Raw genomic sequence first — 26,440 nt, forward strand, 5'->3', positions numbered from 1 at the left:
CCGCGAACCCTCACCCTTTCGCCTTAGCCAATCGCCTTCGGCTCTTGGAGGCTCAAGCCCTCTCCCATTGGGAGAGGGAGAAGGATCAGGGCTTAATCACTCCCACCTTGGCCGCGGCCTCGGTCGCGCGCTGGCGGGCCTCGTCGGTATCCGCGCCGCGCGCCAACGCCACGCCCATGCGGCGGCGCCCGAAGGCCTCGGGCTTGCCGAACAGCCGCAGGTCGGCGGTCGGAACCGACAACGCCTCGGCCACGCCCTCGAACATCACGCCCTCGGCCTCCATGCCGCCGTAGATGACGGCGCTGGCGCCCGGCTCGCGCAAGGAAACGTCAACCGGCAGGCCCAGAATGGCGCGGGCGTGCAGGGCGAACTCGCTCATCACCTGCGTGGCCAGCGTCACCAGCCCGGTGTCGTGCGGGCGCGGCGACACCTCCGAGAACCAGACTTCGTCGCCCTTCACGAACAGTTCGACGCCGAACACGCCGAGCCCGCCCAGAGCGTCGGTGACCTTGGCTGCGATGGTTTGCGCTGCCTTCAGCGCGGCGGGGCTCATGGCCTGCGGCTGCCAGCTTTCGACATAGTCGCCCTTCTGCTGGCGATGGCCGATGGGGGCGCAGAAATCCGTGCGGACCGCGCCGTCGCGCAGCGACCGCACCGTCAGCAGGGTGATCTCATAGTCGAAGTCGATCTTGCCCTCGACGATGACGACGCCGCCCGCGACCCGGCCCGAGGCTTCGGCATAGGCCCAGGCGTCGGCCACGCCTTCGGGCCCTTCGACATAGGACTGCCCCTTGCCCGAGGACGACATCACCGGCTTGACGAAGCAGGGGAAGCCCACGGCCTGCGCGCCCGCCGCCAGCTCCTCGGCCGAGGCGGCGAAGGCGTAGGGGCTGGTCGGCAGGCCCAGCTCTTCGGCGGCCAGACGGCGGATGCCCTCGCGGTTCATGGTCAGCTGTGTCGCCCGCGCGGTGGGGATGACGCGCGCCAGACCCGCCGCCTCGATGCCGGCCAGCACGTCGGTGGCGATGGCCTCGATCTCAGGCACGATGATGTGCGGCGCCTCGGCCAGGATGACGCCGTTCAGCACCTGGGCGTCGGTCATGGGGATGACGTGGCTGCGGTGCGCCACCTGCATGGCCGGGGCGTTGGCGTAGCGGTCGACCGCGATCACCTCGGCGCCGAGGCGTTGCAGCTCGATCGCGACCTCCTTGCCCAGCTCGCCCGAGCCCAGCAGCATGACGCGTGTGGCGTGGTCGGTAAGCGGCGTGCCGATCTTCATGGCGTCAGGCTCCGATAATTCGCTCAGCTTCCGGGCGTGGCCGGAACGGCATAGAGGCGGCGAAAGGCGTCCAGCGCCGCGCCGTGATAGATGGTGGCGTGGCTTTCGGCGGGGCGCGGGGTGAAGTCCCATTTGACGCCGGGCAGGGCGTGATCACGCAGGTTGGCGGTCAGCACGTCCATCGGCGCCTGCATCATTTCGCCCTCGTCGCCGAGCGTCAGGATCAGGGTGCGCGGATCGTTGGAATGGTCGCGCAGATGCGCGCCGGACTGCCGCGCCAGCTGGCCGCCGTCCCACCACAGGCTGGGGCTGACGGCGACATAGGCGTCGAACATCTGCGGCTCTTTCAGGAAGGTCTCGACCACGAACAGACCCGCGAGAGACTCGCCCATCAGCGCCGTCTCGCCGCTAGTTCGGAACCGGCCAGTGATGAAGGGCTGGACCTCTTCGCCGATGAAGCGGCGGAAGCGGTCGGAATGCCCCTGCGTCGGATAGCGGGCGATCAGTTCGGCGTCTTCGGTCGGCAGGGCCAGTTCGTTGCGACGGTCCACCGAGGCGATACCGACGACGATCACATCGCGCGTCGTGCCGACGATGGTACCCAGCTGGGCGATGCCCGAGATGTGGTGGAAGTCCTGATCCTGACCGCCGTCCAGCACATAGAAAACCGGATAGGTCTGGCCGCTGCGTTCATAGCCGGGCGGCAGCCAGACGTTGATCTCGCGTGTCTGGTCCATGACGGCCGAGGGCAGGGCGTAGGATCGGCCGATGACGATGGGCGTCTCGGCGACGGCGGGCGCGTCCTCGACCGTTGCGGCGAGGGCGGTTGCGCCGCCCGCCATCGACAAGCCGAGGCTTATTGCGAGGGCGAGACGGCGCATGAGGCTTACAGCCGGGCCTTGGCGGCTTCGACCACGGCCTCGGCGGTGATGCCGAACTCGCGGTAGAGGATTTCGGCCGGGGCCGAGGCGCCGAAGCCGGTCATGCCGACGAAGCCGCCGTCCTCGCCGATGAAGCGTTCCCAGCCCTGCTTGACGGCGGCCTCGACGGCGACGCGGACGGTGCCGCGGCCGATGACGGCGTCCTGATAGGCCTTGGGCTGCTGCTCGAACAGGGCGAAGCAGGGGACCGAGACGACGCGGGTGGGCGTGCCTTCGGCCTCCAGCGTCTCGGCCGCCTTCAGGGCCAGGGCGACCTCGGTGCCGGTGCCGAACAGGGTGACTTTCGCCTCGCCGTTGGCGGCCTTCAGCTCATAGGCGCCCTTGCGGGACAGGTTCTCGCCTGCGTCGGTGACGCGCACGGCGGGGGTCTTCTGGCGCGACAGGCACAGGGCGGTCGGCGTGGTCTTGTGCTGCAGGGCGACCTGCCAGCACTCCAGCGCCTCGACCGTGTCGGCGGGGCGCATGGTCAGCAGGTTCGGAATGGCGCGCAGGGCCGCCAGATGCTCAACCGGCTGGTGCGTCGGACCGTCTTCGCCCAGGCCGATGCTGTCGTGCGTCAGGACGTGGACCACGCGCACGCCCATCAGGGCGCCCAGACGGATCGCCGGGCGGCTGTAGTCCGCGAACGCCATGAAGGTGCCGCCGTAGGGGATGACCCCGCCGTGCAGCGCCAGACCGTTCATCGCCGCGGCCATGCCGAACTCGCGGATGCCGTAGTTCAGGTAACGACCGGCATAGTCCGGCGCGTCCATGATCTGGGTGTTCTTGACGAAGGTGTTGTTCGAGCCGGTCAGGTCGGCCGAGCCGCCGACCATTTCGGGGATGGCGTTGAACACCGTCTCCAGCGCCTCGCCCGAGGACTGGCGCGTGGCCATCGCGGGCTGATCGGCGACCAGCTGCTTCAGCTTGGCGTCCAGCGCCTCGAAGGCGCCGGTGGGCAGGTCGCCGGCCATGGCGCGGGTGAAGTCGTCGCGGTGGTCGTGGTTCAGCAGACGGGCTTCCCACGCCTTGCGGGCCTTGCCGCCCTGCTTGCCGACCTTGGCCCAGGCGGTCTTGACGCCTTCGGGCAGTTCAAACGGCTCGAACGGCCAGTTCAGCGCCTGACGGGTAGCGGCGATCTCAATGGCGCCCAGCGCCGCGCCGTGGGTCTTGTGGCTGCCTTCCAGAGTGGCGGCGCCCTTGCCGATCTTGGTCTTGCAGGCGATCAGCGTCGGCTTGTCCTGCTTGGTCGCCCAAGCCAGGGCCTTCTGGATCTGCTTGTGGTCGTGGCCGTCGATGGCCTTGACCGCCCAGCCCGAGGCCTTGAAGCGCGCCAACTGGTCGGTGGCGTCCGACAGCGACAGCTTGCCGTCGATGGTGATCTCATTGTCGTCCCACAGGACGCACAGCTTGTTCAGCTTCAGGCGGCCCGCCAGCGCAATCGCTTCCTGCGACACGCCTTCCATCAGGCAGCCGTCGCCGGCGATGACCCATGTGCGGTGGTCGACCAGATCCTTGCCGAAGCGCGCCGCCAGATGCCGCTCCGCCAGGGCGAAGCCGACCGAGGTGGCCAGACCCTGACCCAGCGGGCCGGTGGTCGTCTCGATCCCGGTCATGTGGCCGTATTCCGGGTGGCCGGCGGTCTTGAAGCCCCACTGGCGGAAGTTTTCCAGCTGCTCCCGCGTCGCGTCCTTGTAGCCCGTCAGGTGCAGCAGGCTGTAGATCAGCATCGAGCCGTGGCCGGCCGACAGGATGAAGCGGTCGCGGTCGGCCCAGTCGGGACGGCTGGCGTCGAACTTCAGGAATTTCGAGTAAAGCACGGTGGCGACGTCGGCCATGCCCATCGGCATGCCGGGGTGGCCGCTCTTGGCTTTTTCAACCGCATCCATGGACAGCACCCGGATGGCGTCGGCCATCTGCTTGGGCGAAGGCTTGGCGAATGCAGCTTGGGCGTCGGTCACGGCGAGACCTTTCCTCAGGAACAGGATAAAGCGGGGGCGGCGCCGCTTTACCCCGGCGCGCCGGCAGGTTCTACACGGAATCTGGAAGAAAGGACCCCCATGGACGCCGTTACGGCTGCAAAGGCGCGGATTGATCGAGCGCTGGCTGATCTGGAGCGCAAGGTGCTGGAGCTGAAGGCGAGGCCCGCCTCGGCGCCGCCCATCCCTGACGACGACCTGTTTGCGCCGCGTCCCTCGAACGCGGCCGACCTGGCGCGCATCGCCGAGCTTGAAGATGTCGGTCAGGAAACAGCCCAGGCGCTGGCCCGCGCGGCCGACGCCGTGCGCGAGGTGCTGGCGCAACAAGAGGAGGCGAACTGATGGCGACGGTGACGGTAGAGGTCCACGGCCGCCCCTATGCGGTGGGCTGCGCCGACGGTCAGGAAGCCCGAGTTCGCGACCTGGCGGCCCAGTTCAACGAACGGGTGCAGGGCGTGGCCGATCAGGTCGGACAGGTCGGCGACGTGCGCCTGTTCCTGATGGCGGCTCTGATGCTGGCCGACGAGCTTCAGGAGGCCAAACGTCAGGCGGCGGTCCAGAACTCTGGCCGCGCCAAGGCGGCTGCGGCCGCCGTGACGCCGGCCCCGGTCAGCGAAGGCGTGGCCGAGGCTCTGAACGCCGTGGCCGCAAGGATCGAGAAGATCACACAGACGATATAGGGGCTCGGTCTCTCCCTCTCCTTCATGGGGAGGGTGGTCGCGCAGCGACCGTGTGGGGAGAGGGCCTGATGATCAGGAGCTGGCGCTTGAATGGTCATGCCGTCCCCACCCGACCTCGGCCTAACGGCCTCAGCCACCCTCCCCATAAAGGGGAGGGAGAGGGATGTTCGCCATTGTTGAAATCGGTCCGAACGCCTATCTTGCTTGATGGCGGGTCCTGCTGCGGCTCACGTCGAAGACAACATATCCTTCTGACCTTAATTCACTCATAGGGATCTGTCCCTGTCCGGGCTCGAGGGCTTGGGCATACGGAGCCCACCTGGCTACCCAGGTCGAGAGGATTTAAACGTTCTTCACGGCTCACGCGGCGCCGCCAACCCATCTTTTTTAGTGCGCTACGCTCGGCCCGCAGGGCCTCGCTGCTTGAGCGTGTTTTGTGCGCTAACGCTTGCGACGCGGTCGCTCACTGCTTGAGCGCGCTTCCCGATTTTCCATCTGCTCCGTCATCCTCGGGCTTGACCCGAGGATCGGGTTGGGCGACGCGCTCTGCCTGTCGGCGTTCAGCGCGCCGTTGGGCTGGATCCTCGGGTCAAGCCCGAGGATGACGGCAGAAACGAGCGTCCCATGACCCCCAAGCAAGAACTGCGCGCGGCCATGCGCGCCCTGCGCAAGCGTTTGGCCGGAGCGGATCCCGAGGCCGCCGAGCGCGCCGCGGGCCATGCCGACGCCCTTCCTCCCGGCGAGATCGTCGCCCTGTATCGCGCCATGGGGTCGGAGTTGGATACGGACGCCCTCGCAAACGTCCTGCATCAGTCGGGTCGCCGCCTGTGCCTGCCCGTGGTGCTGGAGCGCGACGCGGCCATGATCTTCCGCGCCTGGGCGCCGGGCGAGCCTCTGGAGCTGGACGCGGCCGGATGTCCGGCGCCTCTGCCGCTCGCTGACGCCGTGACGCCGGACCTGATCGTGACGCCTCTGCTGGCTTTCGACGCCCTCGGCGGACGGTTGGGGCAGGGGGGCGGCTATTACGACCGGACCTTCGCAGTTCTGCCTGATGCCCAGCGCATCGGCTTCGCCTATGCCGGACAGCAGGTCGAGCAGCTTGATCTGGAGCCGCACGATATCCGCCTGCATGGCGTTTTGACCGAGACCGGCTATAGAGCGGTCCCATGAGATTGGCGTTTTTCGGTGACGTGGTCGGCAAGTCCGGGCGCGATGGGCTTTCGGATCATCTTCCGGGACTGAGGCGCGACCTCAAGCTCGACTTCGTGGTGGTCAATGCGGAGAACGCGGCGGGCGGTTTCGGCATCACCGAGAACACCGCCAACGACATCTTCAACGCCGGGGCCGATGTCCTGACGCTGGGCAACCACAGCTGGGATCAGCGCGAGGCCCTGACCTATATCGTGCGCGAGCCGCGCCTGATCCGCCCGGCCAACTATCCGCGCCTGATGGACGCGCCGGGGCGCGGCGCCGACGTCTTCGTCACGCCGGACGGCCGCCGGGTGCTGGTCATCAACGTGCTGGGCCGCGTCCACATGGACCCGATGGACGACCCCTTCAGCGCCGTCGAGCGCGAGCTTGAGGCTGCGCCTCTGGGCGTCGTAGCCGACGCCGTCATCGTCGACATGCACGCCGAGGCGACCAGCGAGAAGATGGGCATGGGCCACTTCTGCGACGGCCGCGCGAGTCTGGTGGTCGGCACCCACACCCACGTCCCGACCGCCGACGCGCAGATCCTGCCCGGCGGCACGGCCTATCAGACCGATGCTGGCGGCTGCTGCGACTATGACTCCGTCATCGGCAACGACAAGGAAGAGCCGCTGCGCCGTTTCACCACCCGGCTGTCGGGCGGGCGCTACACCCCCGCCAGCGGCCCGGCCACCATCTGCGGCGTCTTCGTCGAGACCGACGACCGCACCGGCTTGGCCAAGCGGGTCGAGCCGATCCGCGTCGGCGGCCGCCTCAGCCAGGCGATTCCTCAGGCCTGACGGTTACGAGCGCTTGGCCTGAAACAGGCGCCCGCGCAGGCTGTGCAACTGGGCGGCGCGATGTTCGGGGGTGTGGGTCGCGCTCACATAGGCTTGCGCCGCGAGAGCCAGACTGAGGCGACTCGCGGGATCGGCGATCAGATCGTCGATCGCACGGCTCAGGCCGCTGGGCGTCAGATCATCGACATAGACGGCGTGCGGGCCGCTGGCCTCGCGCAGGCCGCCGCGTCCCGATGAGATCAGCGCCGCGCCCGCCGCATGGGCCTCCAGCGCGACCAGGCCCAGAGGCTCGGCCCAGACCGAGGGCGTCAGGGCGATGGCCGCCCGCTGCATCTCGGCGCGCACCTGCGCCAGCGGCGCCGACTTCAGCACACGCACCCGCTCGCCGAACCGCTCCAGCGGCGCAAGGTGAGGCGCGGCCCAGGCGGCGTGTTTGTCCCAGTCGTTCAGCATCAGCACCGCGCGCCAGTCGGGATGGCGCTCCAGTACGGAGGGCAGGGCGGCGCAGATCAGATCCACGCCCTTTTCCGGCATGGCCCGACCGGCGAAGGCGATCATCGGCTCGCGCTGGTCTGTCGGGCTGCGCCACAGCTCCACGTCGATTGGGTTGGGCACAGCGAAGGCCTTGGCTTCCAGTCGGGCGAAGTCTTTCAGGAAATCACGCCGCGCCGCCTCGCTGACGAAGATCAGGCCGTCCATCCGGTCATAGCGCCGCTCATAGCGCCATCGGTCGATGACATGGCGCGGCGGCTTCACGGCATTGTGGCGATACAGGGTGATGGCCGCGGCCGGGAAATGCGGGGCCAGGGCGACGGCCTGCTGCGTCTGTTGATGAAACTCGATGACGTCGGGTTGGTAGACGCTCAACGCCTGCCGCAGCGCCTTCAGCCTGTTCGCGGCAGGCAGGGTCTGCACCGGCAGGTCGCCGTGATCCTGGGCGCCTTCGCAGCAGAAGATGCGGACCTCGCCGCTGTCGGCCTGCGCCAGGGTGCGCGCCACCGTCTCCATCGAGTTCGGCTGGTGCAGGTCGAAGCGCGCGCCGACAGGCATGACGACGGCGGTTCTCATGCCTGTGCGTTTCCGGTCAGTCGGGGGTTCTGGCGGCGGCGCGGGCTTCCAGCGCGCGCAGACTGGCTTCTTCGGCCTTCAGGTCTTCGGTCAGTTGGGCCTTCAGCGCCGGATCGGCGATGGCGGCCAGCGCCGTGCGCGTCTCCTGCACCGCCTGACGACGGGCGGCGATCAGGCGCGACAGTTCGTCCGCCTCATGCAGGGCCGGGCCGGAGGCGGTCGGGCGACGGATCGCCTGCGCCTCCTCTTCTTCGGTGGTCTTCAGCGCGGCGGCCTGCCGGGCGGCCGCCGCGTCGCGCAGGGCATGCTGGACCGGATCGCCGCCCTCGAACTCGCAGGCCGACAGCAGGGCGGCGCCCGCAACGACGAGGATGAGGGCGGCGCTACGCATCAGCCTTCGATCCAGTTGGGCATCCAGCCTTCATGGAACTCCCGCACATGGGCGACCGGGATGCGGAAAAGCTCGCCCTTCGGACCCGAAGAGGCGAAGTCCGTTCCCTTGACCTGACCGACGAGCGAGGCGTGCAGCCCGGCTTCCTGGGCCTTGGCGATCAGGGCGTCGGCGTCCGACACGGCGACCAGATAGCGGGCCTGATCCTCGCCGAACAGGAAGGCGTGAGCGTGGGCGGCGCTGGAGGCGTTCAGCTCAATGCCGACGTCCGAGGCCAGGGCGATGTCCGCCGCCGCTCCGACCAGACCGCCGTCCGACAGGTCGTGAACGACCGTCAGCTCGCCCGCCTCGATCAGGCTGCGTACGAAGTCGCCGGTCTTGCGCTCCAGCTTCAGGTCGACCGGCGGCGGGGCGCCGTCCTCGCGGCCCAGAACTTCGCGCAGATAGATGGAGGCGCCCAGCTCGCCGTGGGTCTGGCCGATCAGCACCAGCTGGTCGCCCTCGGCCGCGCCGCCGAAGCCGGTGGTCACGTCGTAGTTGGTCAGCAGGCCCACGGCGCCGACGGTCGGCGTCGGCGGAATGGCGACGCCGTTGGTCTCGTTATACAGGCTGACGTTGCCGCTCACGACCGGGAAGTCCAGCTCGCGGCAGGCCTCGGCCATGCCGTCGGTGGCGCGCACGATCTGGCCCATGATCTCAGGCCGCTGCGGGTTGCCGAAGTTCAGGTTGTCCGTGATGGCGATGGGACGCGATCCGACGGCGGTCAGGTTGCGCCACGCCTCGGCCACGGCCTGCTTGCCGCCTTCATAGGGGTCGGCCTGGACATAGCGCGGGGTGCAGTCGCTGGTGACGGCCAGGCCCTTTTCCGTGCCGTGGACGCGGATCACGCCCGCATCGGCGCCGGTCGAGGAATCCTGCAGGGTGTCGGCCATGACGTGGCGGTCGTACTGCTCCCAGATCCAGCGCTTGGACGCCATGTCGGGGCAGGCGACGACCTTCAGCACGGCGTCGTTCCAGCTGTCAGGCGCGGGCACTTCAGCCGGGTCGAGGCGCGGTTGCAGCTCGGGCTGGACCCACGGGCGGTCATACAGGGGCGCATCGTCGAACAGCGGGGCCAGCGGCACGTCGCAGACGACGTCACCGTGGTGCTTCAGCACCAGATGGCCGGTGTCGGTGGTCTTGCCGATGACGGCGAAGTCCAGACCCCACTTCTGGAAGATGCGATAGCCGACGTCTTCATAGCCGGGCTTCAGGACGGCCAGCATCCGCTCCTGCGATTCCGACAGCATCATCTCATAGGCGGTCATGCCGGTTTCGCGCTGGGGCACCTTGTCGAGGTCCAGCTCGACGCCGACGCCGCCCTTGCCCGCCATCTCGACGGAGGAGGAGGTCAGGCCCGCCGCGCCCATGTCCTGAATGGCGGCCACGGCGCCCGAGGCCATCAGCTCCAGCGTGGCTTCGATCAGCAGCTTTTCGGCGAAGGGGTCGCCGACCTGAACCGTGGGGCGCTTGGTGTCCGACTCGTCGTCGAACTCGGCCGAGGACATGGTGGCGCCGTGGATGCCGTCGCGGCCGGTCTTGGAGCCGAAATAGACCACGTCGTGGCCCGCTTCCGGCGCAGCCGAATAGTAGATCTCGTCAGCGCGAGCCAGGCCCACGCACATGGCGTTGACCAGGATGTTGCCGTTGTAGCCCTTGTGGAAGTTGGTCTCGCCCGCGACCGTCGGCACGCCGACGCAGTTGCCGTAGCCGCCGATGCCCGAGACCACGCCCTTGACCAGATGCTTCGACTTTTCATGCGACGGATCGCCGAAGCGCAGGGCGTTCAGCAGGGCCACCGGGCGCGCGCCCATGGTGAAGACGTCGCGCATGATGCCGCCCACGCCCGTCGCCGCGCCCTGATAGGGCTCGATGTAGGAGGGGTGGTTGTGGCTCTCCATCTTGAAGATGCAGGCGTCGCCATCGTCGATGTCGATCACGCCGGCGTTCTCGCCCGGCCCGCAGATGACGCGCGGTCCCGTGACGGGGAACTTCATCAGCTGGTTCTTGGACGACTTGTAGGAGCAGTGCTCGGACCACATGACCGAGAACACGCCCAACTCGACCTGGTTGGGCTCGCGGCCCAGCCGGTCCAGCAGGACCTGATATTCATTGGGGGCGAGGCCGTACTCTTCGGCCAGTTGGGCGATGGTTTTCTGGGGCGCGCTCATGGGCGGGCCTTCTAGCCCTCTCCGAGGCGTCTGTCAGCCCGTCAACGGCGTTCGACGGCGCGCCTCAGACCGAAGACGATGATGACTCCCGCCACCACCAGCGCGAACGCCGCCGCCAGGGCCGTGAAAGCCAGCACGGGCTTGACTTCCTGCTCGGCCACAAAGGCGCCGACCAGACCCCAGGCGATGGGCAGGGGATAGGCCAGGGTCCGCAGCGCCCAGGTCACGCCGATCCCGACAAGGGTGGTGACGACCACGGCCAACACGGCCCAGCCGGTCGGCGACAGGGCGGCGGGCAGGGCCTCGAACGCGGTGGCCACGGTGATCAGGTTCAGGGGCGCCGCGACGGTCAGCCACCCCGCCAGCGCCGCCAGCGGCCAGATCACGAACCACAGGTCGCGCTCCATCGCCCCGGTCGCGCGGATCGTGCGCGCGCTGGCCAACATCGGCAGCAGCAGGGCCAGGAGCGAGGCGAAGATGACCAGAACGCTGGCCGCCTTCAGGTTCAGCGCCGCCATCACGATCCAGAAGCCGATGCCGAAAAACGCCACGACCGAGGGCCAGCCCATGCGGTTGATCAACACGCTCTCGCCTGTCTGGGGCAGGGCCTGACGCCCGGCGTAGATCAGGATTCCCAGATACAGCAGGCTCCAGATCGAGAAGGCGTAGCCGGCCACCTGCAGCGTCTGGTTTCCATCGGTGGCGAACTCGGCCTGGCTCAGGCCGAAGCCGCCCAGCATCTGAACCAGCGGAACGATGACGGCGAAGACGGCGGCGGCCAGAACGGCGAGGCGTCGCGTCCGCTGGGCGGGGGTGGGACGTTCGATGGCGGTCATGCGTCTCTCCGGCTGAGCTTCGCCGTATCTACGCGCCGGGACCAAGAAGGTTCATCGGCCGATGGAACCGCGGCCGGGCCTCCCGCCTTGCTTTCAGGCCATTGAGAAGGAGGCCGCCATGACCGACCCGAAACAACCGGACCCTATCGAACTGATGCTCGAGGAGGAGGTCGAGACCAACCGCGCCCTGGAGCAGGGCCTGGGCGTCGGCGCCCGCGAACTGGCCGCCATCCATGAATCCGGCGCCGAGGGTACGCTGGAGCGCCTCGATGAGGACGGCGAACCGGTCGAGGAAGAGGTCGAAGTCGGCGACGCCGGCCGCAGCGCCAGCGTCCTGGATCGCAAGGACGGCTGAGGCGCTTGACCGTCGGGACGGAGGGCGGTTCCATCGGTCCATGACCGACGTTCGCTCCCACGATCCACGACCTCAGATCGACGCCCTCATCCGTGAGGCGCGGCAGGCGCGCGAACGGTCGGATGCAGCCGCTCTGGCGGCGGCGGCCGACGCCGTGCTGCGGATCAACCCGCGCGAGCCGCGCGCCTTGGTGTTCAAGGGGGACGCCCTCAGCGCCCAGGGGGATCATCGCTCGGCCATGAGCTTTTACGGCGCCGCCCTGGCTCAGGGTCGGGCGATCGCCGCCCCGCCGCCGGACCTGCGGGCGGAACTGCAACACGCGGCCGCCGCCCAGGCCGAGGGCGCGCGCCTCTTCGAGCAGGGCCTGCGTGACGGGCTGGCCAGGCGCGGCTTCGACCCGGCAACCTCCAGTTCGCGCTTCGCCGCCTCTCTGGACCTGATGACGGGCAGGCGGCGGCTCTATTATCAGCAGCCCAAATTCTACATGTTCCCTGGCCTGCCGCAGATCGAGTTCCAGCCGCGCGAGACCGTTGCCTGGCTGGCCGAGATCGAGGCGGCGGCGCCCGCCATCCGCGCCGAACTGGACGCCATCCTGTCCGAACCGGCGCTGTTCGCACCCTATATTGAGGATCGGGCCAACCGTCCCCGCAACGATCAGGCGGGCCTGCTGGGCAATGACGCCTGGAGCGCGGTCTTCCTGTGGAAGGACGGGGTCGAGGTTCCTGAGATCGCGGAGCGCTGCCCGCAGACGATGAAGGCGCTGGCGGCGGCGCCTCTGTGCCGCATTCCCGGCCGCTCGCCGTCGATCCTGTTCTCGAAGCTGCAGGCGGGAGCGACGATCCCGCCCCATCACGGCCTGATCAACACGCGGCTGATCTGTCATCTGCCGTTGGTTGTGCCGCCGGATTGCTGGTTCCGCGTGGGCGGCGAGGAACGCCAGTGGAGGGCGGGCGAGGCCTGGGCTTTCGACGACACCATCGAGCACGAGGCCGCCAACGACAGCGACCAGGACCGCACCATCCTGATCTTCGATGTCTGGAAGCCCGAGGTCACCGCCGAGGAACAGGACCTGATCCGCGCCCTGTTCGCCACGATCGACGCCAGCGGCTCAGGCGCGCCCAGGCTGGGCGTTTAAACCGCCGCGTAGATGCTCTGGAACAGGATGGCGCCGTCGGCGCTGCCCAGTTCGGTTTCGAACGCACGGTCCGGGTGGGGCATCATGCCCAACACATTGCCGCGCTCGTTCTGCAGGCCCGCGATGTCGCCGACCGAGCCGTTGGGGTTGTCGACGTAGCGGAAGACGACCTGACCCTCGCCCTCGATGCGCTTCAGCGTTTCTTCGTCGGCGTAATAGTTCCCGTCAGCGTTGCCCTGGGTCATGATGATCTCGCGCTGGCCCTGATAGCCCGAGGTGAAGCGGGTCTGGGCGTTGGCGACGGTGATGCTGATGGGCTTGCAGATGTATTTCAGGCTGCTGTTGCGCATCAGGGCGCCCGGCAGCATCCCGGCTTCGCACAGGACCTGGAAGCCGTTGCAGATGCCGACCACGGTGACGCCGTCGTCGGCGGCCTTCTTGACCGCCTGCATGATCGGGGCCTGGGCCGCCATCGCGCCGCAGCGCAGATAGTCGCCGTAGGAGAAACCGCCCGGCAGCACGATCAGATCGAGGCCCTTGGGCAGTTCGGTCTCGGCGTGCCAGACCATCTGGACCTGTTCGCCAGTGGAACGTTCGACGGCGACCTTGCAGTCGCGATCGCAGTTGGAACCGGGGAATACAATGACGGCTGCGCTCATGGCCGGGCCTCCTAGCACCCTTCGTGACGAATGTCAGGCGTCGCTTTGCGGCGCCTTGCGGCCCGTCGCCCAGGCGACGACCCAGACCGCGAAACCGCCCAGCGACAGGGCGACGCCGACCCAGCCGGTCGAGGTCCAGCCCCAGCCCGCCGCTACCGCCATGCCGCCCAGCAGGGGGCCGATGGCGTTGGCGGTGTTGAAGGCTGAGTGGTTCAGGGCGGCGGCCAGAGTCTGGGCGTCGCCGGCCACGTCCATCAGCCGGGTCTGCAGCACCGAGCCCAGCCCGCCGCCGCCGCCGATCAGCAGCACGACGATCATCACCGCCCACAGATGGGGCGCGGCGAAGGGATACAGCGCCAGCGCCGCCGCGCTCCACAGCAACAGGCCGCCCGCCGCCGCCATGCCGAAGCGGTCGGCGGCCCAGGCGCCCAGCAGATTGCCCGCCATCATGCCCAAGCCGAACAGGGCGAAGACCCACGGCAGGACCTCCGGCCCCACGCCCGTCACCGCCTTCAGCGTCGAGGCCAGATAGGCGTAGACCGCGAACATGCCGCCGAAGCCGACGGCGCCCACGCCCAGCGTCAGCCACACCTGACCGCGCTTCAGGGCGCCCAGCTCGCGCCAGGGGCTGGCGTCAGGATGGGCCGGATCGCGCGGCGCGAACAGAGCGACCAGCGCCATGGTCAGCACCGCCAGAACGCTGACGATGGCGAAGGTCCAGCGCCAGCCGAAATGGTGGCTGACGGCGTTGGCGACCGGCACCCCGATCACCGTGGCGACGGTCAGGCCCAGCAGGATGGTCGAGACCGCACGGGTCCTCAACCGCAGCGGAACCAGCGACGCCGCCACCAGCGCCGCCACGCCGAAATAGGCGCCGTGCGGAATGCCGCTGAGGAAGCGGAAGGCCAGCATCCACTCATAGGTCGGGGCGATGGCGCTCAGGGCGTTGCCGACGGCGAACAGGGCCATGAAGCCGATCAGCAGCAGCCAGCGCGGCAGGCGCGCGCCCAACACGGCCAGAATCGGCGCCCCGATCACCACGCCCGCGGCATAGGCGCTGATGACATGGCCGGCTTTCGGCTCGCTGACGCCCAGTCCCGCTGCGAAGTCAGGCAGGACGCTCATGGCGGCGAACTCGGTCACGCCGATGGCGAAGCCGCCCATGGCCAGCGCCAGCAGCACCAGCGCCGCCTTCCCCGGTTCCGCCACGCGCTCGATCCCGCTGTCCGGCGCAGCGCAGGCGGGATTGTCGATGCAGGGAGCGTCGGCAGGGGGCATGGAGTGTCGCGATGCAGCAGGGAGAGGTTGCGCTGCAAAATAGGGACGCCGCCCACGGCATCAACCGGGGCGGCGTCACAGAGACGATCACGCTTTGTGTCGAGGTCTCAGCCGAGGCTCAGCCCCGGTTTTCGTAGGTCGCCGTGATCGACGCCTTGGCCAGGGTGTGGAAATGCAGGTTGAAACCGAAGACGGCGCCCGAGTTGTCTTCGGTCACATCCAGCCGCTCCACGTCGACCGCGAAGACGGTGAAGATGTAGCGATGCGGGCCGTGGCCGGGGGGCGGGGCGGCGCCGCCGAAGCCCGGCTCGCCATAGTCGGTGCGGCCCTGAACGGCGTTTTCAGGCAGCCCGCCGCCGCCGACGGCGCCCGCGCCTGCGGCCAGTTCGGTCACATCGGCGGGCAGGTTGGCGACGGTCCAGTGCCAGAAGCCGGACCCGGTGGGAGCGTCGGGGTCATAGCAGGTGACGGCGAAGCTCTTGGTTCCTTCCGGAGCGCCGGACCAAGACAGTTGCGGCGAGGTGTTTCCGAACGCCTTGACCTGGGCGTCGGGCAGGACGCCTCCGTCGGAAAAATCGGTCGAAGTGACGGTGAAGCTCATGGCGGCGCTCTCCCTTTGGCGGCGAATTCGATCTTTGAGCTAACGGAAGACTCGCCACGGACGTTGCGTCGCGACATTCTGTCCCTAGCTAAGGTCAAGCTGTCTTGATGAGCGGAGGAACGGGATGCTGCAAGCCCTGTTGGACCGAACCTTTCAGACGCGAGCGATCCGGGTGCGTCTTCCGGACGGTCGGGAACTGACGGCAGGTCCGGGCGAGCCGGAGCTGACGGCCGTGCTGACGGACATGAAGGCGGCGGTCGCCATCGCCGCCAACCCTGACCTCGCCCTGGGCGAGGCCTTCATGGACGGGACGTTCCGGATCGAGGGCGGCAGCGTCTACGACTTCCTGCAATTGACGACTTCGCAGATGGCGCTGCGACCGCGTTCGCCGAAGCTCAACTGGATGCAGCGCATCCGGCGAGGGGCGGAACAGGCCAACGACCGCCTGCATGCGCGCAGCAACGTCCACCACCATTACGATCTGACGGTCGATTTCTATCGCCTGTTTCTGGACGAGGACCTGCAATATTCCTGCGCCTTCTTCGAGACGCCGGATGCCAGTCTGGAACAGGCCCAGGTCGCCAAGAAGCGCCGCCTGATCGACAAGCTGTTGCTGGAGCCTGGCCACACCGCCCTGGACATCGGCGCCGGTTGGGGCGGGCTGGGCTTGTCGATGGTCGAGCGCGGCGCGCACGTGACCGGCGTCACCCTGTCCACCGAACAGCACCGCACGGCCAATGAACGGGCGACGGCGCTGGGCGTCACGGACCGGGCCGACTTCAGGCTTCAGGATTACCGCGACCTGGACCAGACCTTCGACCGCATTATCTCGGTGGGCATGTTCGAGCATGTCGGCGTGCCGAACTATCAGGAGTATTTCGACACCGTCGCCCGCCTGCTGGACGACGACGGGGTGGCGGTGATCCACGCCATCGGCCGCAACTCGCCGCCGAACCGCACCCAGCCGTGGATCCGCAAATATATCTTCCCCGGCGGCTATATCCCCGCCTTGTCGGAAGTTCTGCCCGCCATCGAGCGCGCGGGGTTGTGGGTCACGGACATGGAAATCTTGCGCCTGCACTACGCCGAAACCCTGCGGCATTGGCGTGAGCGGTTCCTGGCCCGACGCGGCGAGGCGCGGGCCATGTATGACGAGCGCTTCTGCCGGATGTGGGAGTTCTATCTGGCCTGCAGCGAGGTCGCCTTCCGCGAACTGGGCCACATGGTCTTCCAGCTGCAGCTGACGAAGAAGCAGACCGCCGTGCCGCTGAGCCGGGACTATCTGTGCGGCTAAGCCTCAGCCGAAAGCAGGATGATAGCGGACGTGGCCCGACCCTTCGATGAGACCGAAGCCCAGCGCCATGAAGTATTCGGGCGGCGGGCCGGGATAGGTCAGGCGCGGGTCCTGAACGAAGCCGAAGCGGCCGTAATAGGCGGGATCGCCCATGACGACGCAGCCGCGCGCGCAGCCTCGGCGCAGGTCGGCGAGGCCCGCTTCGATCAGTTGACGGCCTATGCCCTGGTTCTGGCGATCGGGCGCGACGGATACCGGGCCGAGGCCGAACCAGTCGCCCTCGCCGGGCCATTGAACAGGGGAAAAGGCGGCGTGTCCGACGACCTGGCCATCGACCTCGGCGACCAGCGACAGCGTCAGCGCGTCGGCCTCGCGCAGGGCGTCGATAATGCGCGGTTCTGAGCCGTCGCTGTGCGGATGGCCGTCGAAGGCCGCCGCCGTCAGTGCGCGGATCGCGGCCGGATCCGTTTCCGTTTCAGGCCGCAGGATCATGTCAGGCGACTTCGATCCGGTAGCTTTCGATGACCGTATTGGCCAGCAGGGTCTCGCACATGCGCTTCACCTCGGCATCCTTGTCGGCGACGGCGTCGTCGAGGTCGAACTCGATCAGCTTGCCGACGCGGGCGTTGGCGACGCCGGCCCAGCCCAGACCCTGCAGGGCGCCTTCGACGGCCTTGCCCTGAACGTCCAGAACGCCGGGCTTGAGGAAGACGTGAACTTTAACCTTGGCCATTAATGCAGCCCTCCCTGAATCACGGTCGGCATGTCCTTCATGATGCCGAGGCGGCGGGCCACCTCGGTGTAGCTTTCGATGACGTCGCCCATGTCGCGGCGGAAGCGGTCCTTGTCCAGCTTCTCGCCCGTGGTCGAATCCCACAGGCGGCACGAGTCGGGGCTGATTTCGTCGGCCAGGATGACGCGGCTGAAGTCGTTCTCCCACACGCGGCCGAACTCGATCTTGAAGTCCACCAGGGTGATGCCGACGGCGCCGAACATGCCGCACAGATAGTCGTTCACCCGCACTGTCATGGCCAGGATGTCGTCCAGTTCCTGCGTCGAGGCCCAGTTGAACGCCGTGATGTGCTCTTCGGTCACCATCGGGTCGTTCAGCTCATCCTTCTTGTAGTAGAATTCGATGATCGAACGGGGCAGGGGCGTGCCCTCTTCCTGGCCCAGGCGCTGGGCCAGCGAACCGGCGACGACGTTGCGGCAGACCACTTCCAGCGGGATGATCTCGACTTCGCGGATCAGCTGCTCGCGCAGGTTCAGACGCTTGATGAAGTGATTGGTCACGCCGATCGAGTTCAGGCGCGACATGATGAATTCGCTGATGCGGTTGTTGATGACGCCCTTGCCTTCAAGCGTCGCCTTTTTCTGGGCGTTGAAGGCGGTCGCATCGTCCTTGAAATACTGGATCAGCGTGCCCGGCTCAGGCCCCTCGTACAGGATCTTGGCCTTGCCCTCGTAGAGCTTCTTGCGCTTGGTGTTCATCATCGGGTCCCGGACGGGAAGAAAAACAGATGGCCGCAAAACGAAAAACGCGCGGCCCGAAGGTCGGGGCGGCGCGATCCTGAATCGACGGCGGCTATAACAGAGCCACGCGCCCTTTAACCGAAGGGCGTCTGTGACACAAATATCCTGAAGCGACCCTGCGTCAGCATCCGCGACCGAAGTCTGGTTGCGTTCGCTCGCGCCGGGGGCCATAGAGCCGTTTGCGGGCGAGACTAGCCCGTGACTGGAGTTACGACGCGCATGACGACCTTCGACGATCGGGAACAGGCCTTCGAGGCCAAGTACGCCCTCGATCAGGAACAGGAATTCAAGGCCATCGCGCGTCGCAACAAGATGCTGGGCCTGTGGGCGGCCGAGAAGATGGGCCTGTCGACCGAAAGCGCCGAGCAGTACGCCGCCGCCGTGGTCCGCGCCGACTTCGAGCAGCCGGGCGAGGAAGACGTCTTCCGCAAGGTCGCCGGCGACTTCAAGGGCTCGGGCCTGACGGTGTCCGAGGGCGAGCTGCGCTCCAAGATGGACGAACTGGCCTCGATCGCCCGCGAACAGATCCGCGCCGGCGAATAATTTTCTTCCCCGCGATGGGAATGCAGAAGGGCCGCGACCGGCAAGGTCGCGGCCCTTCTTTCATTTCGCGGCCTTACTTCGGCATCAGCACCGTGTCGATGACGTGGACCACGCCGTTGGACTGGGCCACATCGGCTTGTGTGATCATGGCCTTGCCGCCCTTGGCGTCGGTGATCTCCCACTTGCCGCCGCCCATGTCCTTGGCGGTCAGCTTCTCGCCCTGGACGGTGGTGAGGGTGGCCGTCCCGCCGTTGGCCTGAGCCTGGGCGGCGAGGTCGGCGGCCGTCACGCGGCCGGGCACGACATGATAGGTCAGCAGCTTGGTCAGGGCCGCCTTCTGCGCCGGCTGCATCAGACCTTCGCGCGTTGCGGCCGGAACCTTCTCGAAGGCGGCGTTATCCGGAGCGAAGACGGTGAAGGGGCCGGGGCCCTGCAGCCGCTCGGTCAGGCCTGCGGCCTGCAAGGCGCTGACCAGGGTGGTCAGGTTCGGCGCCTTGGACGCATTGGCGACCAGATTGTCGGACGGATTCATCGCTACGCCGCCGATCATGGGCTCGGTTGTGGCGGGGGCGACGGTCGGGGCTGGCGTCTCGACCGGGGCGGGCTCCTTCCTGGCGTCGTTCTGGCCGCAGGCGGCTAGCGCCAGCAGGGCGAAGCTCGAAACAGCCGCGAGCGTGGCGGTGCGATAAGTCGTCATGGCTTCTCTCCTTCGGTGAACGGGCGGCGCCCGCGTCGGAAGGGATTACGGTTCAGCGCCCGAAAAGGATGCGCGCGAGATCAAATTTTCCGGCGCGATCCGTGAACGGAGGTCGGGCCGATCACCTGTCGGCGGCGACCAGATAGGGGCTCAAAACCGACCATCGCGCCCGTTTTTCATCAAAGGGCCGGGCGTGGGCGGGGCTGGAGGACGGCAGGTCGATCAGGGCGGCAGTGGTCGCGCCCTCCAGGATGCGTCGCCCCGCGCGCGCCGCCGTTCCGCCATTGAAGGCGACGGCTCTCAAGGCCGGGAGACGCGCCGTGAGGGCGATCAGGTCGGCGGCTTCGGGGTTGCGGATGGCGGCGTCCAGACTACCTCGACGTTCAGCCGAGGCGATCACGTCCCACAGCCCGACGCCATGCGTCAGGAGGGCCTCCAGCCGGGCTGGATAGGGCAGGGTGGCCAACGGTATGCCGAGCAAGGCCTCCATCAGCCGCCAGAAGGCGTTGCGCGGGTGGGCGTAGTATTGACCCGCGCTCAGCGAGGCGTCGCCAGGCAGACTGCCGAGAATGAGAACGCGTGTGCGTTCGTCAACGACAGGCGCAAAACCGACCCGGCGGGGCACGGTCAAGCGATCAGCCCTCGCCGAAAACCCTTGCGAAGATCACGTCCACGTTCTTGGTGTGGTAGCCGAGGTCGAACAGGGCCTCCAACTCGTCGTGGGGCAGGGTGACGCGGGCGTCGGCCTTCAGGAAGTCGATGAAGACGCCCTCGCCGCGCCAGACCTTCATGGCGTTCTCCTGAACCGCCGCATAGGCGTCTTCGCGCGACACGCCCGCCTGGGTCAGGGCCAGCATGACCCGTTGCGAGAAGACCAGGCCGCCCAGGCGGTCGAGGTTCTTCTGCATGTTCTCAGGGTAGACGTTCAGGCGCTCGATCACGCCGGCCAGACGGTGCAGGGCGAAATCCAGATGGATGGTGGCGTCCGGGCCGATGCCGCGCTCGACCGAGGAATGGCTGATGTCCCGCTCGTGCCACAGGGCGACGTTCTCCATCGCCGGGGTCACGGCCGAGCGGACCAGACGGGCGAGGCCGGTCAGGTTCTCGGTCAGGATCGGGTTGCGCTTGTGCGGCATGGCCGACGAGCCCTTCTGACCCTTGTCGAAGAATTCTTCGGCTTCCAGCACTTCGGTGCGCTGCAGGTGGCGGATTTCGACGGCCAGACGTTCGACCGAGGAGGCGACGACGCCGAGGGCGGCGAAATAGGCGGCGTGACGATCGCGCGGGATGACCTGGGTCGAGACCGGCTCGACGCTGAGGCCCATCTGGTCGGCGACGTATTGTTCGACCGCCGGATCGACGTTGGCGAAGGTGCCGACGGCGCCCGAGATGGCGCAGGTGGCGATCTCTTCACGCGCCGTGATCAGACGACGTTTGGCGCGCTGGAACTCGGCGTGATAGCCGGCCAGCTTCAGGCCGAAGGTGACGGGCTCGGCGTGGATGCCGTGCGAGCGGCCCACGGTCGGGGTGTATTTGTGTTCCTTGGCGCGCTTTTCCAGCGCGGCCAGCACCCGGTCGACGCCGCCCAGCAGCAGGTCGGTCGAGCGCGCCAGCTGCACCGCGAAACAGGTGTCCAGCACGTCCGAAGACGTCATGCCCTGGTGCAGGAAGCGGGCCTCGTCGCCGACGATCTCGGCCACATGCGTCAGGAAGGCGATGACGTCATGCTTGGTGACGCTTTCGATTTCGTCGATGCGGTCGGCGTCGAAGGTCGCGTCCTTGCCCTTGGCCCAGATGGCCTGCGCGGCCTCGGTCGGAATGACGCCCAGCTCGGCCATCTTCGTGGCGGCGTGGGCCTCGATCTCGAACCAGATCTTGTACTTGGTCTCTTGCGACCAGATGGCGACGGCGTCGGGGCGGGAATAGCGCGTGATCATGGACGCGTCGTGTCGTTCGCAAGGGGCCGGGAGTCAAGGTTGGCCGGGTCGAAGTGGAGGCTTTTGGGCATCACTTCCGCGCGGATCGGCATTCTGCAGCGTGAAAATCTTGACTGGCCAGCGCCCAGTCCCAGATAGAGCGCGCTCAGAGGACGACCTCTCCCATTATGGGCATGACGCCGGGACGACCCGGCACGCCATGCAAGGGAGACTGTCATGGCCTGGATTTTCCTTCTGCTCGCCGGTCTGTTCGAGATCGTCTGGGCCTTCCTGATGAAGATGTCGGAGGGCTTCACCAGGCCGTGGCCGACCATCGGCACCATCGGCTTCATGATCGTCAGCTTCGGTCTGCTGTCGATCGCGATGAAGACGCTGCCCTTGGGCACGGCCTATGTGATCTGGACCGGCATCGGCGCGGTGGGGGCCTTCGTGGTCGGCATCGCCGTGCTGGGCGAGCCGATCACGCCGATGCGCGTTCTCGGCGCCGTGTTGATCGTCAGCGGCCTGGTCGTGCTGAAGCTCGCCTCCAGCCAATAGGGTGGCCGGCGCGGATGTGTCGAGGCTCGGCTCTAGCGCGAGCCGCCGCCCAGCACCGCCTCGGCCACCTGTAGCGGCGCCGGGGCGGGAGGGACGTAGTCGAGGCGGATCGGCACGGCGCGCGCGCCCGCGGCCAGGGCTTCCAGCGTCTTGACCGGCGCGCCCATCATCCGCTGATAGATCCAATAGGCCGCGACGACCTTTTCGACGTATTCGCGGGCCTGAGGCACGTCGATGGTCTCGATCAGCAGCAGGGGGTCGGCGTCGGCGCCCAGTTTGCGGATCGCCGCCAGCATCGGCCCCGGCCCGGCGTTGTAGGAGGCCACCGTCTTCAGCAGGTCGCCCTGGAAGGACTCGATCTGGAACAGGCGGTTCACATAGTCCTGACCCAGCTTCATGTTCACCGCCGGGTCCAGCAGGCGCTGGGGCGTGCGGACATAGCCCTGATCCCCGGTCATGTGGGCGGCGGTGGTCGGCATCACCTGCATCAGCCCATAGGCCCCGGCGCCCGAGCGGGCGTTGGCGTTGAAGTCCGTCTCCTTGCGCGCGATGGCGTAGACGAGGGCCTTCTCGATGGTGAAGCCGCCCATCGGCTGCAGTTCGGGCATCGGGTAGCGGATGGCGTCGATGCGGCTGGCCTCGGACTGGGCGGCGCGGCCTGAGGAAACCAGACGATAGAGACCGGCCCACATCTGGCGGGCCGCGTTGTCGCCGCTGGCGGCGCGCAGACCGTTGCGGGCGGCCAGTTCGGCGTCGCTGCGGCGCCCGACCTCGTACAGGGCCACCGTGCGGCGGGCGTCCTCGTCGGACTGGATGAAGGCGTTGAGCGCGCGCGTATCGACGCCGAGGGGCTCGGGCGTCAGGGAGGCGCGTTGCAGCGTCGCCTCATAGGGGCGCGGCCCCATATTCTCGATTACAGGCTCCTCGCCCAGCTGATGCAGGGCGATCTGTCCATAGAAGGTGGCCGGCCAGCGCGCGGCCTGGCGCAGGTATTCGACGACGCGCTCCTGGCGGCCCGACTGACCCGCCGCCCGCGCCGCCCAGAAGGCGCCGCCCGAGCGCACCCAGGGATCCTCGGTCGGATCCTGAGCCACATGTTCAAAGGCGCGGAATGCCTCGGCGTGCTGATCCATCCGCCAGGCGGCCAGACCGGCCGTCCACCAGTCGCCGATCTGCTGACCCATTTCATAGGCGCCGGGCAGGTCGTCGTTGTTCAGGGCCACGCGCGCGGCCTTGGCGGGATCGTTGACGCCGCCGTCGCCGGGATTGGTCAGACTGGCCCAGGTGCGGGTCAGAAGGCCGCCAGGGCGCTTGGGCTCGGCCGCGCCGTCCGGCAGGCGCCGCATGGCCAGCGTATAGACCCGATTGGCCATCGGCAGATCGGAATAGGTCTCAAGCCAGGCCGCTAACTCGTCATAATTGGCCACGTGGCTTGGGTGGAACAGGCGCTCGAACTCGACCTGACCGAGTAGGACGCGATCCTTGGCCTGACGCGCTGAGTTGCGGGCCAGCTCCAGATCGCCGCGACGCAGGGCGTCGAAGGCGGTGGTGTAGCTGAGGCGGTCCTCGCTGCTCAGCGCCGTGGGCGAGGCCTCGGCGACAGCCGCCGTCGCGACATAGGGGCGGGAAGAATCCGCATCCTCGGCAGAGGCGGCGCCTGCAACGACGGCGCACAGGGCGAAGGCGAACAGAGACGCACGACGCGCCCGGCGGAAAGAATACATGACGCGGCGGCCCCCTTCGTCGGCGTCGGCCCCGTCTCGATTCGGGATTCTACGACGCTCTGCGGACTGGTCTCCAAGGGGGCAGGATGCCTGAATCAGGCGCCCGGCTCAACCACTTCGCTTCGCAGACGGACGGACAAATCGAGAATGTCTTTCCAAACCAGACCCTTGGCCTGGGGTTGGCGCAACAGGAAGGCTGGATGAAGGGTGGCGATGGCGGGCGCGGCGATTCCGCCCTCGGGCAGCCATTCGCGCCATTGCCCACGCATCCGCATGATGCCTTCGTCGGTGTTCAACACGGCCTTGGCCGCTGACGCCCCGACCAGCAGCACCGCCTTGGGCTTCAGCAGGGTCGCGGCGCGCTCGACAAAGGGGGCGCAGGCGGCCTGTTCCTGGGGCGTCGGGGCGCGGTTTCCGGGCGTCTTCCAGAAGACGGTGTTGGTGATGAAGGCCTCGTCCAGCAGGCTCGCCGCCGTCAGGATGCGGTCCAGAAGCTGTCCCGCCTGACCGACAAAGGGCTGGCCGCGCACGTCTTCCTCGGCGCCGGGGCCTTCGCCGATGATCATCAGCGCCCCTTGGGGATTGCCGCGCGCGAACACGGCCTGACGGGCGCCCATGGCGCGCAGGGGGCAGCCCTCGAAGGCGGCGATGGCTTCAGCCAGTTCGTCCAGCGTCGACGCGCCCGCCGCCAGACGACGGGCCTCGGCCGCCGCCTCATCGACGGACGGCGCCGCGCCGGGCGCGCGCAGGGGCGTCACCGTGGCCGGTCCCTTGGCTGCGACCGGGGCGACGAAGACGGTCCGGTCGATCGGCTCGTCCTCGAAACAGGCGTCCACGCCCGCATCGCGCCAGAAGGCGAACAGGGCCTCTGCGGCAGCCATGTCGACGGAGGGGGCGTTCATAGGACCCTAGGCAATAGGCCTTGACCGCCCCCGCGTCACCTCCCGATAAGGCGAATAACCACGACGACAATGAGGATTGAGGGGACATGGCCGATGAAATGATCGAAGGCGGCGCCAAGAACGCATGGCAGGAAGCCGTCATCGACAACCTGCCCCCGCTGGAGGCTCTGGTCGGCGCCGAGCGGGAGGTCATGGAATATGACGTCGTCATCGTCGGCGGCGGCCCCGCTGGCCTGTCCGCCGCCATTCGCCTGAAACAGCGGGCCGAGAAGGACGGCAAGGACATCTCCGTCGCCGTGCTGGAGAAGTCGGCCGAGATCGGCGGCCACGTCCTGTCCGGCGCCGTCATTGATCCCAAGGCGCTGAACGAGTTGTTCCCCGACTGGAAGGAACGCGGCGCCCCGCTCGAGACGCCGGTGACCAAGGACAAGTTCCTGGTGCTGGGCCCGCAGGGGCAGGCGTCCCTGCCGATGTTCGCCCTGCCGCCCTTCATGCACAACGACGGCTGCTATATCGCCTCGCTCGGCAACGTCGCGCGCTGGCTGGCTGAGCAGGCGGAAGGCCTGGGCGTCGAAGTCTATCCCGGCATGGCCGCCAGCCATGTGGTCTGGGAGGAAGAGACCGGCCGGGTGAAGGGCGTCGTCGCGGGCGTGTTCGGCATTGACCGCGAGGGCAAGCCGACCGGCGACTTCCAGCCCGGCCTCGAACTGCACGGCAAATACGTCTTCATCGCCGAGGGCGTGCGCGGCTCGCTGGCCAAGACCATCATGGCCCGCCACAACCTGTGCGACGCCGCCGATCCCCAGAAGTTCGGCATCGGCCTGAAGGAGCTGTGGCAGATCCCGGCCGAGAAGCACCAGCCGGGCTTGGTGCAGCACACGACCGGCTGGCCGCTGGATGACAAGACGGGTGGGGGCTCGTTCCTGTATCACTTCGGCGACCGCTATGTGTCCGTCGGCTTCGTCGTCCACCTGAACTACAAGAACCCCTTCCTGTCGCCGTTCGACGAGTTCCAGCAGTTCAAGCACCACCCTTCGATCGCCGAACATCTGGAGGGCGGCACGCGCGTCTCTTACGGCGCCCGCGCCATCACCGAGGGCGGCTTCCAGTCGGTGCCCAAGCTGGCCTTCCCCGGCGGCGCCCTGATCGGCTGTTCGGCGGGCTTCGTGAATGTGCCCCGGATCAAGGGCAGCCATAACGCCATGAAGACCGGCATGCTGGCCGCCGACGCCGCCTATGAGGCCGTGATCGCGGGCCGTTCGGGCGATGTGCTGGAGGCCTATGAAGCGGCGTACAAGGCCTCGTGGGTCTACAAGGAGCTGAAGGTCGTCCGCAACGCCAAGCCGATGTTGTCCAAGCTGGGCACCATGATGGGCGGTGCGGTCGGCATGTTCGACCTGTGGGTCAACCACCTGACCGGCGGCTTCTCCTTCTTCGGCACGATGAAGCACGGCAAGACCGACGCGGCCTCGACGGAGCCCGCCTCGCAGCACAAGCCGATCGCCTATCCCAAGCCGGACGGGAAGCTGTCGTTCGACAAGCTGTCGAGCGTCTTCATCTCCAACACCAACCACGCCGAAGACCAGCCCGCCCACCTGAAGCTGCTGGACCCGTCGGTGCCGATCAACGTCAATCTGCCGAAGTATGGCGAACCGGCGCGGCTGTATTGCCCGGCGGGCGTGTACGAAGTCGTCTATGCGGACGAGGCGAACCGCGCTGATCCACGCTTCGTCATCAACGCCCAGAACTGCGTCCACTGCAAAACCTGCGACATCAAGGACCCGTCGCAGAATATCGTCTGGACCACCCCCGAAGGCGGCGGCGGCCCGAACTATCCGAACATGTAAGCCGACATCCCTCTCCCGGCGGGAGAGGGATTTGCGCTTTCAGACTC

Annotated in this window: 28 protein-coding genes and 1 other RNA gene; 11 read left to right on the forward strand and 18 right to left on the reverse strand. The window is 67.7% G+C overall.

What is annotated here, in order from left to right; genetic code table 11:
- Window positions 1–85: 85 nt before the first annotated feature.
- From purT to tkt, 3 genes are read right to left on the reverse strand one after another with little or no spacing between them, the layout of a single operon-like run.
- The gene (gene purT / locus D1604_RS11900; RefSeq protein ID WP_119413451.1) at window positions 86–1,279 is read right to left on the reverse strand and encodes a formate-dependent phosphoribosylglycinamide formyltransferase; all 1,194 of its coding nucleotides are present in this window, start codon (window positions 1,277–1,279) and stop codon (window positions 86–88) included.
- Window positions 1,280–1,302: 23 nt separating this feature from the next.
- The gene (locus tag D1604_RS11905) at window positions 1,303–2,160 is read right to left on the reverse strand and encodes an alpha/beta hydrolase (protein WP_119413452.1); all 858 of its coding nucleotides are present in this window, start codon (window positions 2,158–2,160) and stop codon (window positions 1,303–1,305) included.
- 5 nt (window positions 2,161–2,165) lie between these two features.
- Complete coding sequence (gene tkt / locus D1604_RS11910) at window positions 2,166–4,115, reverse strand: transketolase (RefSeq protein WP_233552078.1); 1,950 nt, start codon at window positions 4,113–4,115, stop codon at window positions 2,166–2,168.
- A 144-nt stretch (window positions 4,116–4,259) separates the two neighbouring features.
- Here tkt and D1604_RS11915 point away from each other — a divergent pair, with 144 nt between their 5' ends.
- The 5 genes from D1604_RS11915 (at window position 4,260) to D1604_RS11930 (ending at window position 6,846) form a co-directional block, all read left to right on the forward strand.
- On the forward strand, window positions 4,260–4,520 hold the full coding sequence (locus tag D1604_RS11915; protein ID WP_024354677.1) for a hypothetical protein: 261 nt from the start codon (window positions 4,260–4,262) through the stop codon (window positions 4,518–4,520).
- A complete protein-coding gene (locus D1604_RS11920; RefSeq protein WP_119413454.1) occupies window positions 4,520–4,858 on the forward strand; it encodes a cell division protein ZapA in 339 nt (112 codons plus the stop codon). Before D1604_RS11915 ends, D1604_RS11920 begins: the two co-directional genes overlap by 1 nt.
- Window positions 4,859–5,072: 214 nt before the next feature.
- A non-coding RNA gene (gene ssrS / locus D1604_RS16105) (6S RNA) lies at window positions 5,073–5,233 on the forward strand.
- 249 nt (window positions 5,234–5,482) lie between these two features.
- A complete protein-coding gene (locus tag D1604_RS11925; RefSeq protein WP_119413455.1) occupies window positions 5,483–6,028 on the forward strand; it encodes a 5-formyltetrahydrofolate cyclo-ligase in 546 nt (181 codons plus the stop codon).
- Entirely contained in the window at window positions 6,025–6,846 is an 822-nt protein-coding gene (locus D1604_RS11930) for a TIGR00282 family metallophosphoesterase (protein WP_024354684.1), read from the forward strand. Before D1604_RS11925 ends, D1604_RS11930 begins: the two co-directional genes overlap by 4 nt.
- Window positions 6,847–6,849: 3 nt before the next feature.
- On the opposite strand, the gene D1604_RS11935 is transcribed toward D1604_RS11930, so the two are convergent.
- From D1604_RS11935 to D1604_RS11950, 4 genes are read right to left on the reverse strand one after another with little or no spacing between them, the layout of a single operon-like run.
- A complete protein-coding gene (locus tag D1604_RS11935) occupies window positions 6,850–7,914 on the reverse strand; it encodes a glycosyltransferase family 4 protein (protein ID WP_233552069.1) in 1,065 nt (354 codons plus the stop codon).
- Between the two features lie 16 nt (window positions 7,915–7,930).
- The gene (locus D1604_RS11940; protein ID WP_119413456.1) at window positions 7,931–8,305 is read right to left on the reverse strand and encodes an indole-3-glycerol-phosphate synthase; all 375 of its coding nucleotides are present in this window, start codon (window positions 8,303–8,305) and stop codon (window positions 7,931–7,933) included.
- Window positions 8,305–10,515, reverse strand: a complete 2,211-nt coding sequence (purL, locus tag D1604_RS11945; protein ID WP_119413457.1) for a phosphoribosylformylglycinamidine synthase subunit PurL — start codon at window positions 10,513–10,515, stop codon at window positions 8,305–8,307. Before purL ends, D1604_RS11940 begins: the two co-directional genes overlap by 1 nt.
- 41 nt (window positions 10,516–10,556) lie before the next feature.
- Window positions 10,557–11,351 carry a hypothetical protein gene (locus D1604_RS11950; protein ID WP_119413458.1) on the reverse strand — a complete coding sequence of 265 codons (795 nt, stop codon included), beginning with the start codon at window positions 11,349–11,351 and terminating at the stop codon, window positions 10,557–10,559.
- A gap of 118 nt (window positions 11,352–11,469) precedes the next feature.
- Here D1604_RS11950 and D1604_RS11955 point away from each other — a divergent pair, with 118 nt between their 5' ends.
- Window positions 11,470–11,706: a hypothetical protein gene (locus tag D1604_RS11955; RefSeq protein ID WP_233552070.1), complete on the forward strand. Its 237-nt coding sequence runs from the start codon at window positions 11,470–11,472 to the stop codon at window positions 11,704–11,706.
- Between the two features lie 40 nt (window positions 11,707–11,746).
- Window positions 11,747–12,841 (forward strand): aspartyl/asparaginyl beta-hydroxylase domain-containing protein, encoded by a 1,095-nt coding sequence (locus tag D1604_RS11960; RefSeq protein ID WP_119413460.1) that lies wholly within the window; start codon window positions 11,747–11,749, stop codon window positions 12,839–12,841.
- Here D1604_RS11960 and purQ read toward each other — a convergent pair.
- The 3 genes from purQ to D1604_RS11975 all read right to left on the reverse strand — a co-directional run bounded on the left by purQ (window position 12,838) and on the right by D1604_RS11975 (window position 15,379).
- Entirely contained in the window at window positions 12,838–13,500 is a 663-nt protein-coding gene (gene purQ / locus D1604_RS11965; RefSeq protein WP_119413461.1) for a phosphoribosylformylglycinamidine synthase subunit PurQ, read from the reverse strand. The two genes, D1604_RS11960 and purQ, sit on opposite strands and share 4 nt — an antisense overlap.
- Window positions 13,501–13,533: 33 nt before the next feature.
- A complete protein-coding gene (locus tag D1604_RS11970; RefSeq protein WP_024354692.1) occupies window positions 13,534–14,778 on the reverse strand; it encodes an MFS transporter in 1,245 nt (414 codons plus the stop codon).
- A 118-nt stretch (window positions 14,779–14,896) separates the two neighbouring features.
- Window positions 14,897–15,379 carry a YbhB/YbcL family Raf kinase inhibitor-like protein gene (locus D1604_RS11975; RefSeq protein ID WP_119413462.1) on the reverse strand — a complete coding sequence of 161 codons (483 nt, stop codon included), beginning with the start codon at window positions 15,377–15,379 and terminating at the stop codon, window positions 14,897–14,899.
- 124 nt (window positions 15,380–15,503) lie between these two features.
- Here D1604_RS11975 and D1604_RS11980 point away from each other — a divergent pair, with 124 nt between their 5' ends.
- Complete coding sequence (locus D1604_RS11980; protein ID WP_119413463.1) at window positions 15,504–16,673, forward strand: SAM-dependent methyltransferase; 1,170 nt, start codon at window positions 15,504–15,506, stop codon at window positions 16,671–16,673.
- 3 nt (window positions 16,674–16,676) lie between these two features.
- On the opposite strand, the gene D1604_RS11985 is transcribed toward D1604_RS11980, so the two are convergent.
- Genes D1604_RS11985 through purC form a run of 3 tightly spaced genes read right to left on the reverse strand, consistent with a single transcriptional unit; the run spans window position 16,677 to window position 18,164 of the window.
- Window positions 16,677–17,165 (reverse strand): GNAT family N-acetyltransferase, encoded by a 489-nt coding sequence (locus D1604_RS11985; protein ID WP_119413464.1) that lies wholly within the window; start codon window positions 17,163–17,165, stop codon window positions 16,677–16,679.
- A 1-nt stretch (window position 17,166) separates the two neighbouring features.
- Window positions 17,167–17,406: a phosphoribosylformylglycinamidine synthase subunit PurS gene (gene purS, locus D1604_RS11990; protein ID WP_119413465.1), complete on the reverse strand. Its 240-nt coding sequence runs from the start codon at window positions 17,404–17,406 to the stop codon at window positions 17,167–17,169.
- Window positions 17,406–18,164, reverse strand: coding sequence for a phosphoribosylaminoimidazolesuccinocarboxamide synthase (purC, locus tag D1604_RS11995; protein ID WP_119413497.1), 759 nt, complete (start codon window positions 18,162–18,164; stop codon window positions 17,406–17,408). The genes purS and purC overlap by 1 nt, the downstream gene beginning before the upstream one ends.
- 261 nt (window positions 18,165–18,425) lie before the next feature.
- Here purC and D1604_RS12000 point away from each other — a divergent pair, with 261 nt between their 5' ends.
- Window positions 18,426–18,749 (forward strand): DUF1476 domain-containing protein, encoded by a 324-nt coding sequence (locus D1604_RS12000; RefSeq protein ID WP_024354697.1) that lies wholly within the window; start codon window positions 18,426–18,428, stop codon window positions 18,747–18,749.
- Between the two features lie 73 nt (window positions 18,750–18,822).
- Here D1604_RS12000 and D1604_RS12005 read toward each other — a convergent pair whose 3' ends face one another.
- The 3 genes from D1604_RS12005 to purB form a co-directional block, all read right to left on the reverse strand.
- Complete coding sequence (locus D1604_RS12005; RefSeq protein WP_024354698.1) at window positions 18,823–19,446, reverse strand: fasciclin domain-containing protein; 624 nt, start codon at window positions 19,444–19,446, stop codon at window positions 18,823–18,825.
- 121 nt (window positions 19,447–19,567) lie between these two features.
- Window positions 19,568–20,077, reverse strand: a complete 510-nt coding sequence (locus D1604_RS12010) for a DNA-deoxyinosine glycosylase (RefSeq protein WP_119413466.1) — start codon at window positions 20,075–20,077, stop codon at window positions 19,568–19,570.
- A 4-nt stretch (window positions 20,078–20,081) separates the two neighbouring features.
- Window positions 20,082–21,383, reverse strand: a complete 1,302-nt coding sequence (gene purB / locus D1604_RS12015) for an adenylosuccinate lyase (RefSeq protein WP_119413467.1) — start codon at window positions 21,381–21,383, stop codon at window positions 20,082–20,084.
- A 216-nt stretch (window positions 21,384–21,599) separates the two neighbouring features.
- Between purB and D1604_RS12020 the strand changes: the two genes are divergently transcribed.
- Window positions 21,600–21,920, forward strand: coding sequence for a DMT family transporter (locus D1604_RS12020; RefSeq protein WP_024354701.1), 321 nt, complete (start codon window positions 21,600–21,602; stop codon window positions 21,918–21,920).
- A gap of 32 nt (window positions 21,921–21,952) precedes the next feature.
- On the opposite strand, the gene D1604_RS12025 is transcribed toward D1604_RS12020, so the two are convergent.
- Together D1604_RS12025 and D1604_RS12030 are read right to left on the reverse strand one after the other, a co-directional pair.
- Window positions 21,953–23,644 carry a lytic transglycosylase domain-containing protein gene (locus D1604_RS12025; protein WP_119413468.1) on the reverse strand — a complete coding sequence of 564 codons (1,692 nt, stop codon included), beginning with the start codon at window positions 23,642–23,644 and terminating at the stop codon, window positions 21,953–21,955.
- Between the two features lie 95 nt (window positions 23,645–23,739).
- Window positions 23,740–24,546 (reverse strand): uracil-DNA glycosylase, encoded by an 807-nt coding sequence (locus tag D1604_RS12030; protein ID WP_119413469.1) that lies wholly within the window; start codon window positions 24,544–24,546, stop codon window positions 23,740–23,742.
- 191 nt (window positions 24,547–24,737) lie between these two features.
- On the opposite strand from D1604_RS12030, the gene D1604_RS12035 reads away from it, so the two are divergent.
- Complete coding sequence (locus D1604_RS12035) at window positions 24,738–26,393, forward strand: electron transfer flavoprotein-ubiquinone oxidoreductase (protein WP_233552079.1); 1,656 nt, start codon at window positions 24,738–24,740, stop codon at window positions 26,391–26,393.
- The last annotated feature ends 47 nt before the right edge of the window (window positions 26,394–26,440 follow it).

It is taken from the genome of Brevundimonas sp. LPMIX5 (assembly GCF_003576505.1).
In the GTDB taxonomy this organism is placed as follows: Bacteria; Pseudomonadota; Alphaproteobacteria; order Caulobacterales; family Caulobacteraceae; genus Brevundimonas; species Brevundimonas naejangsanensis.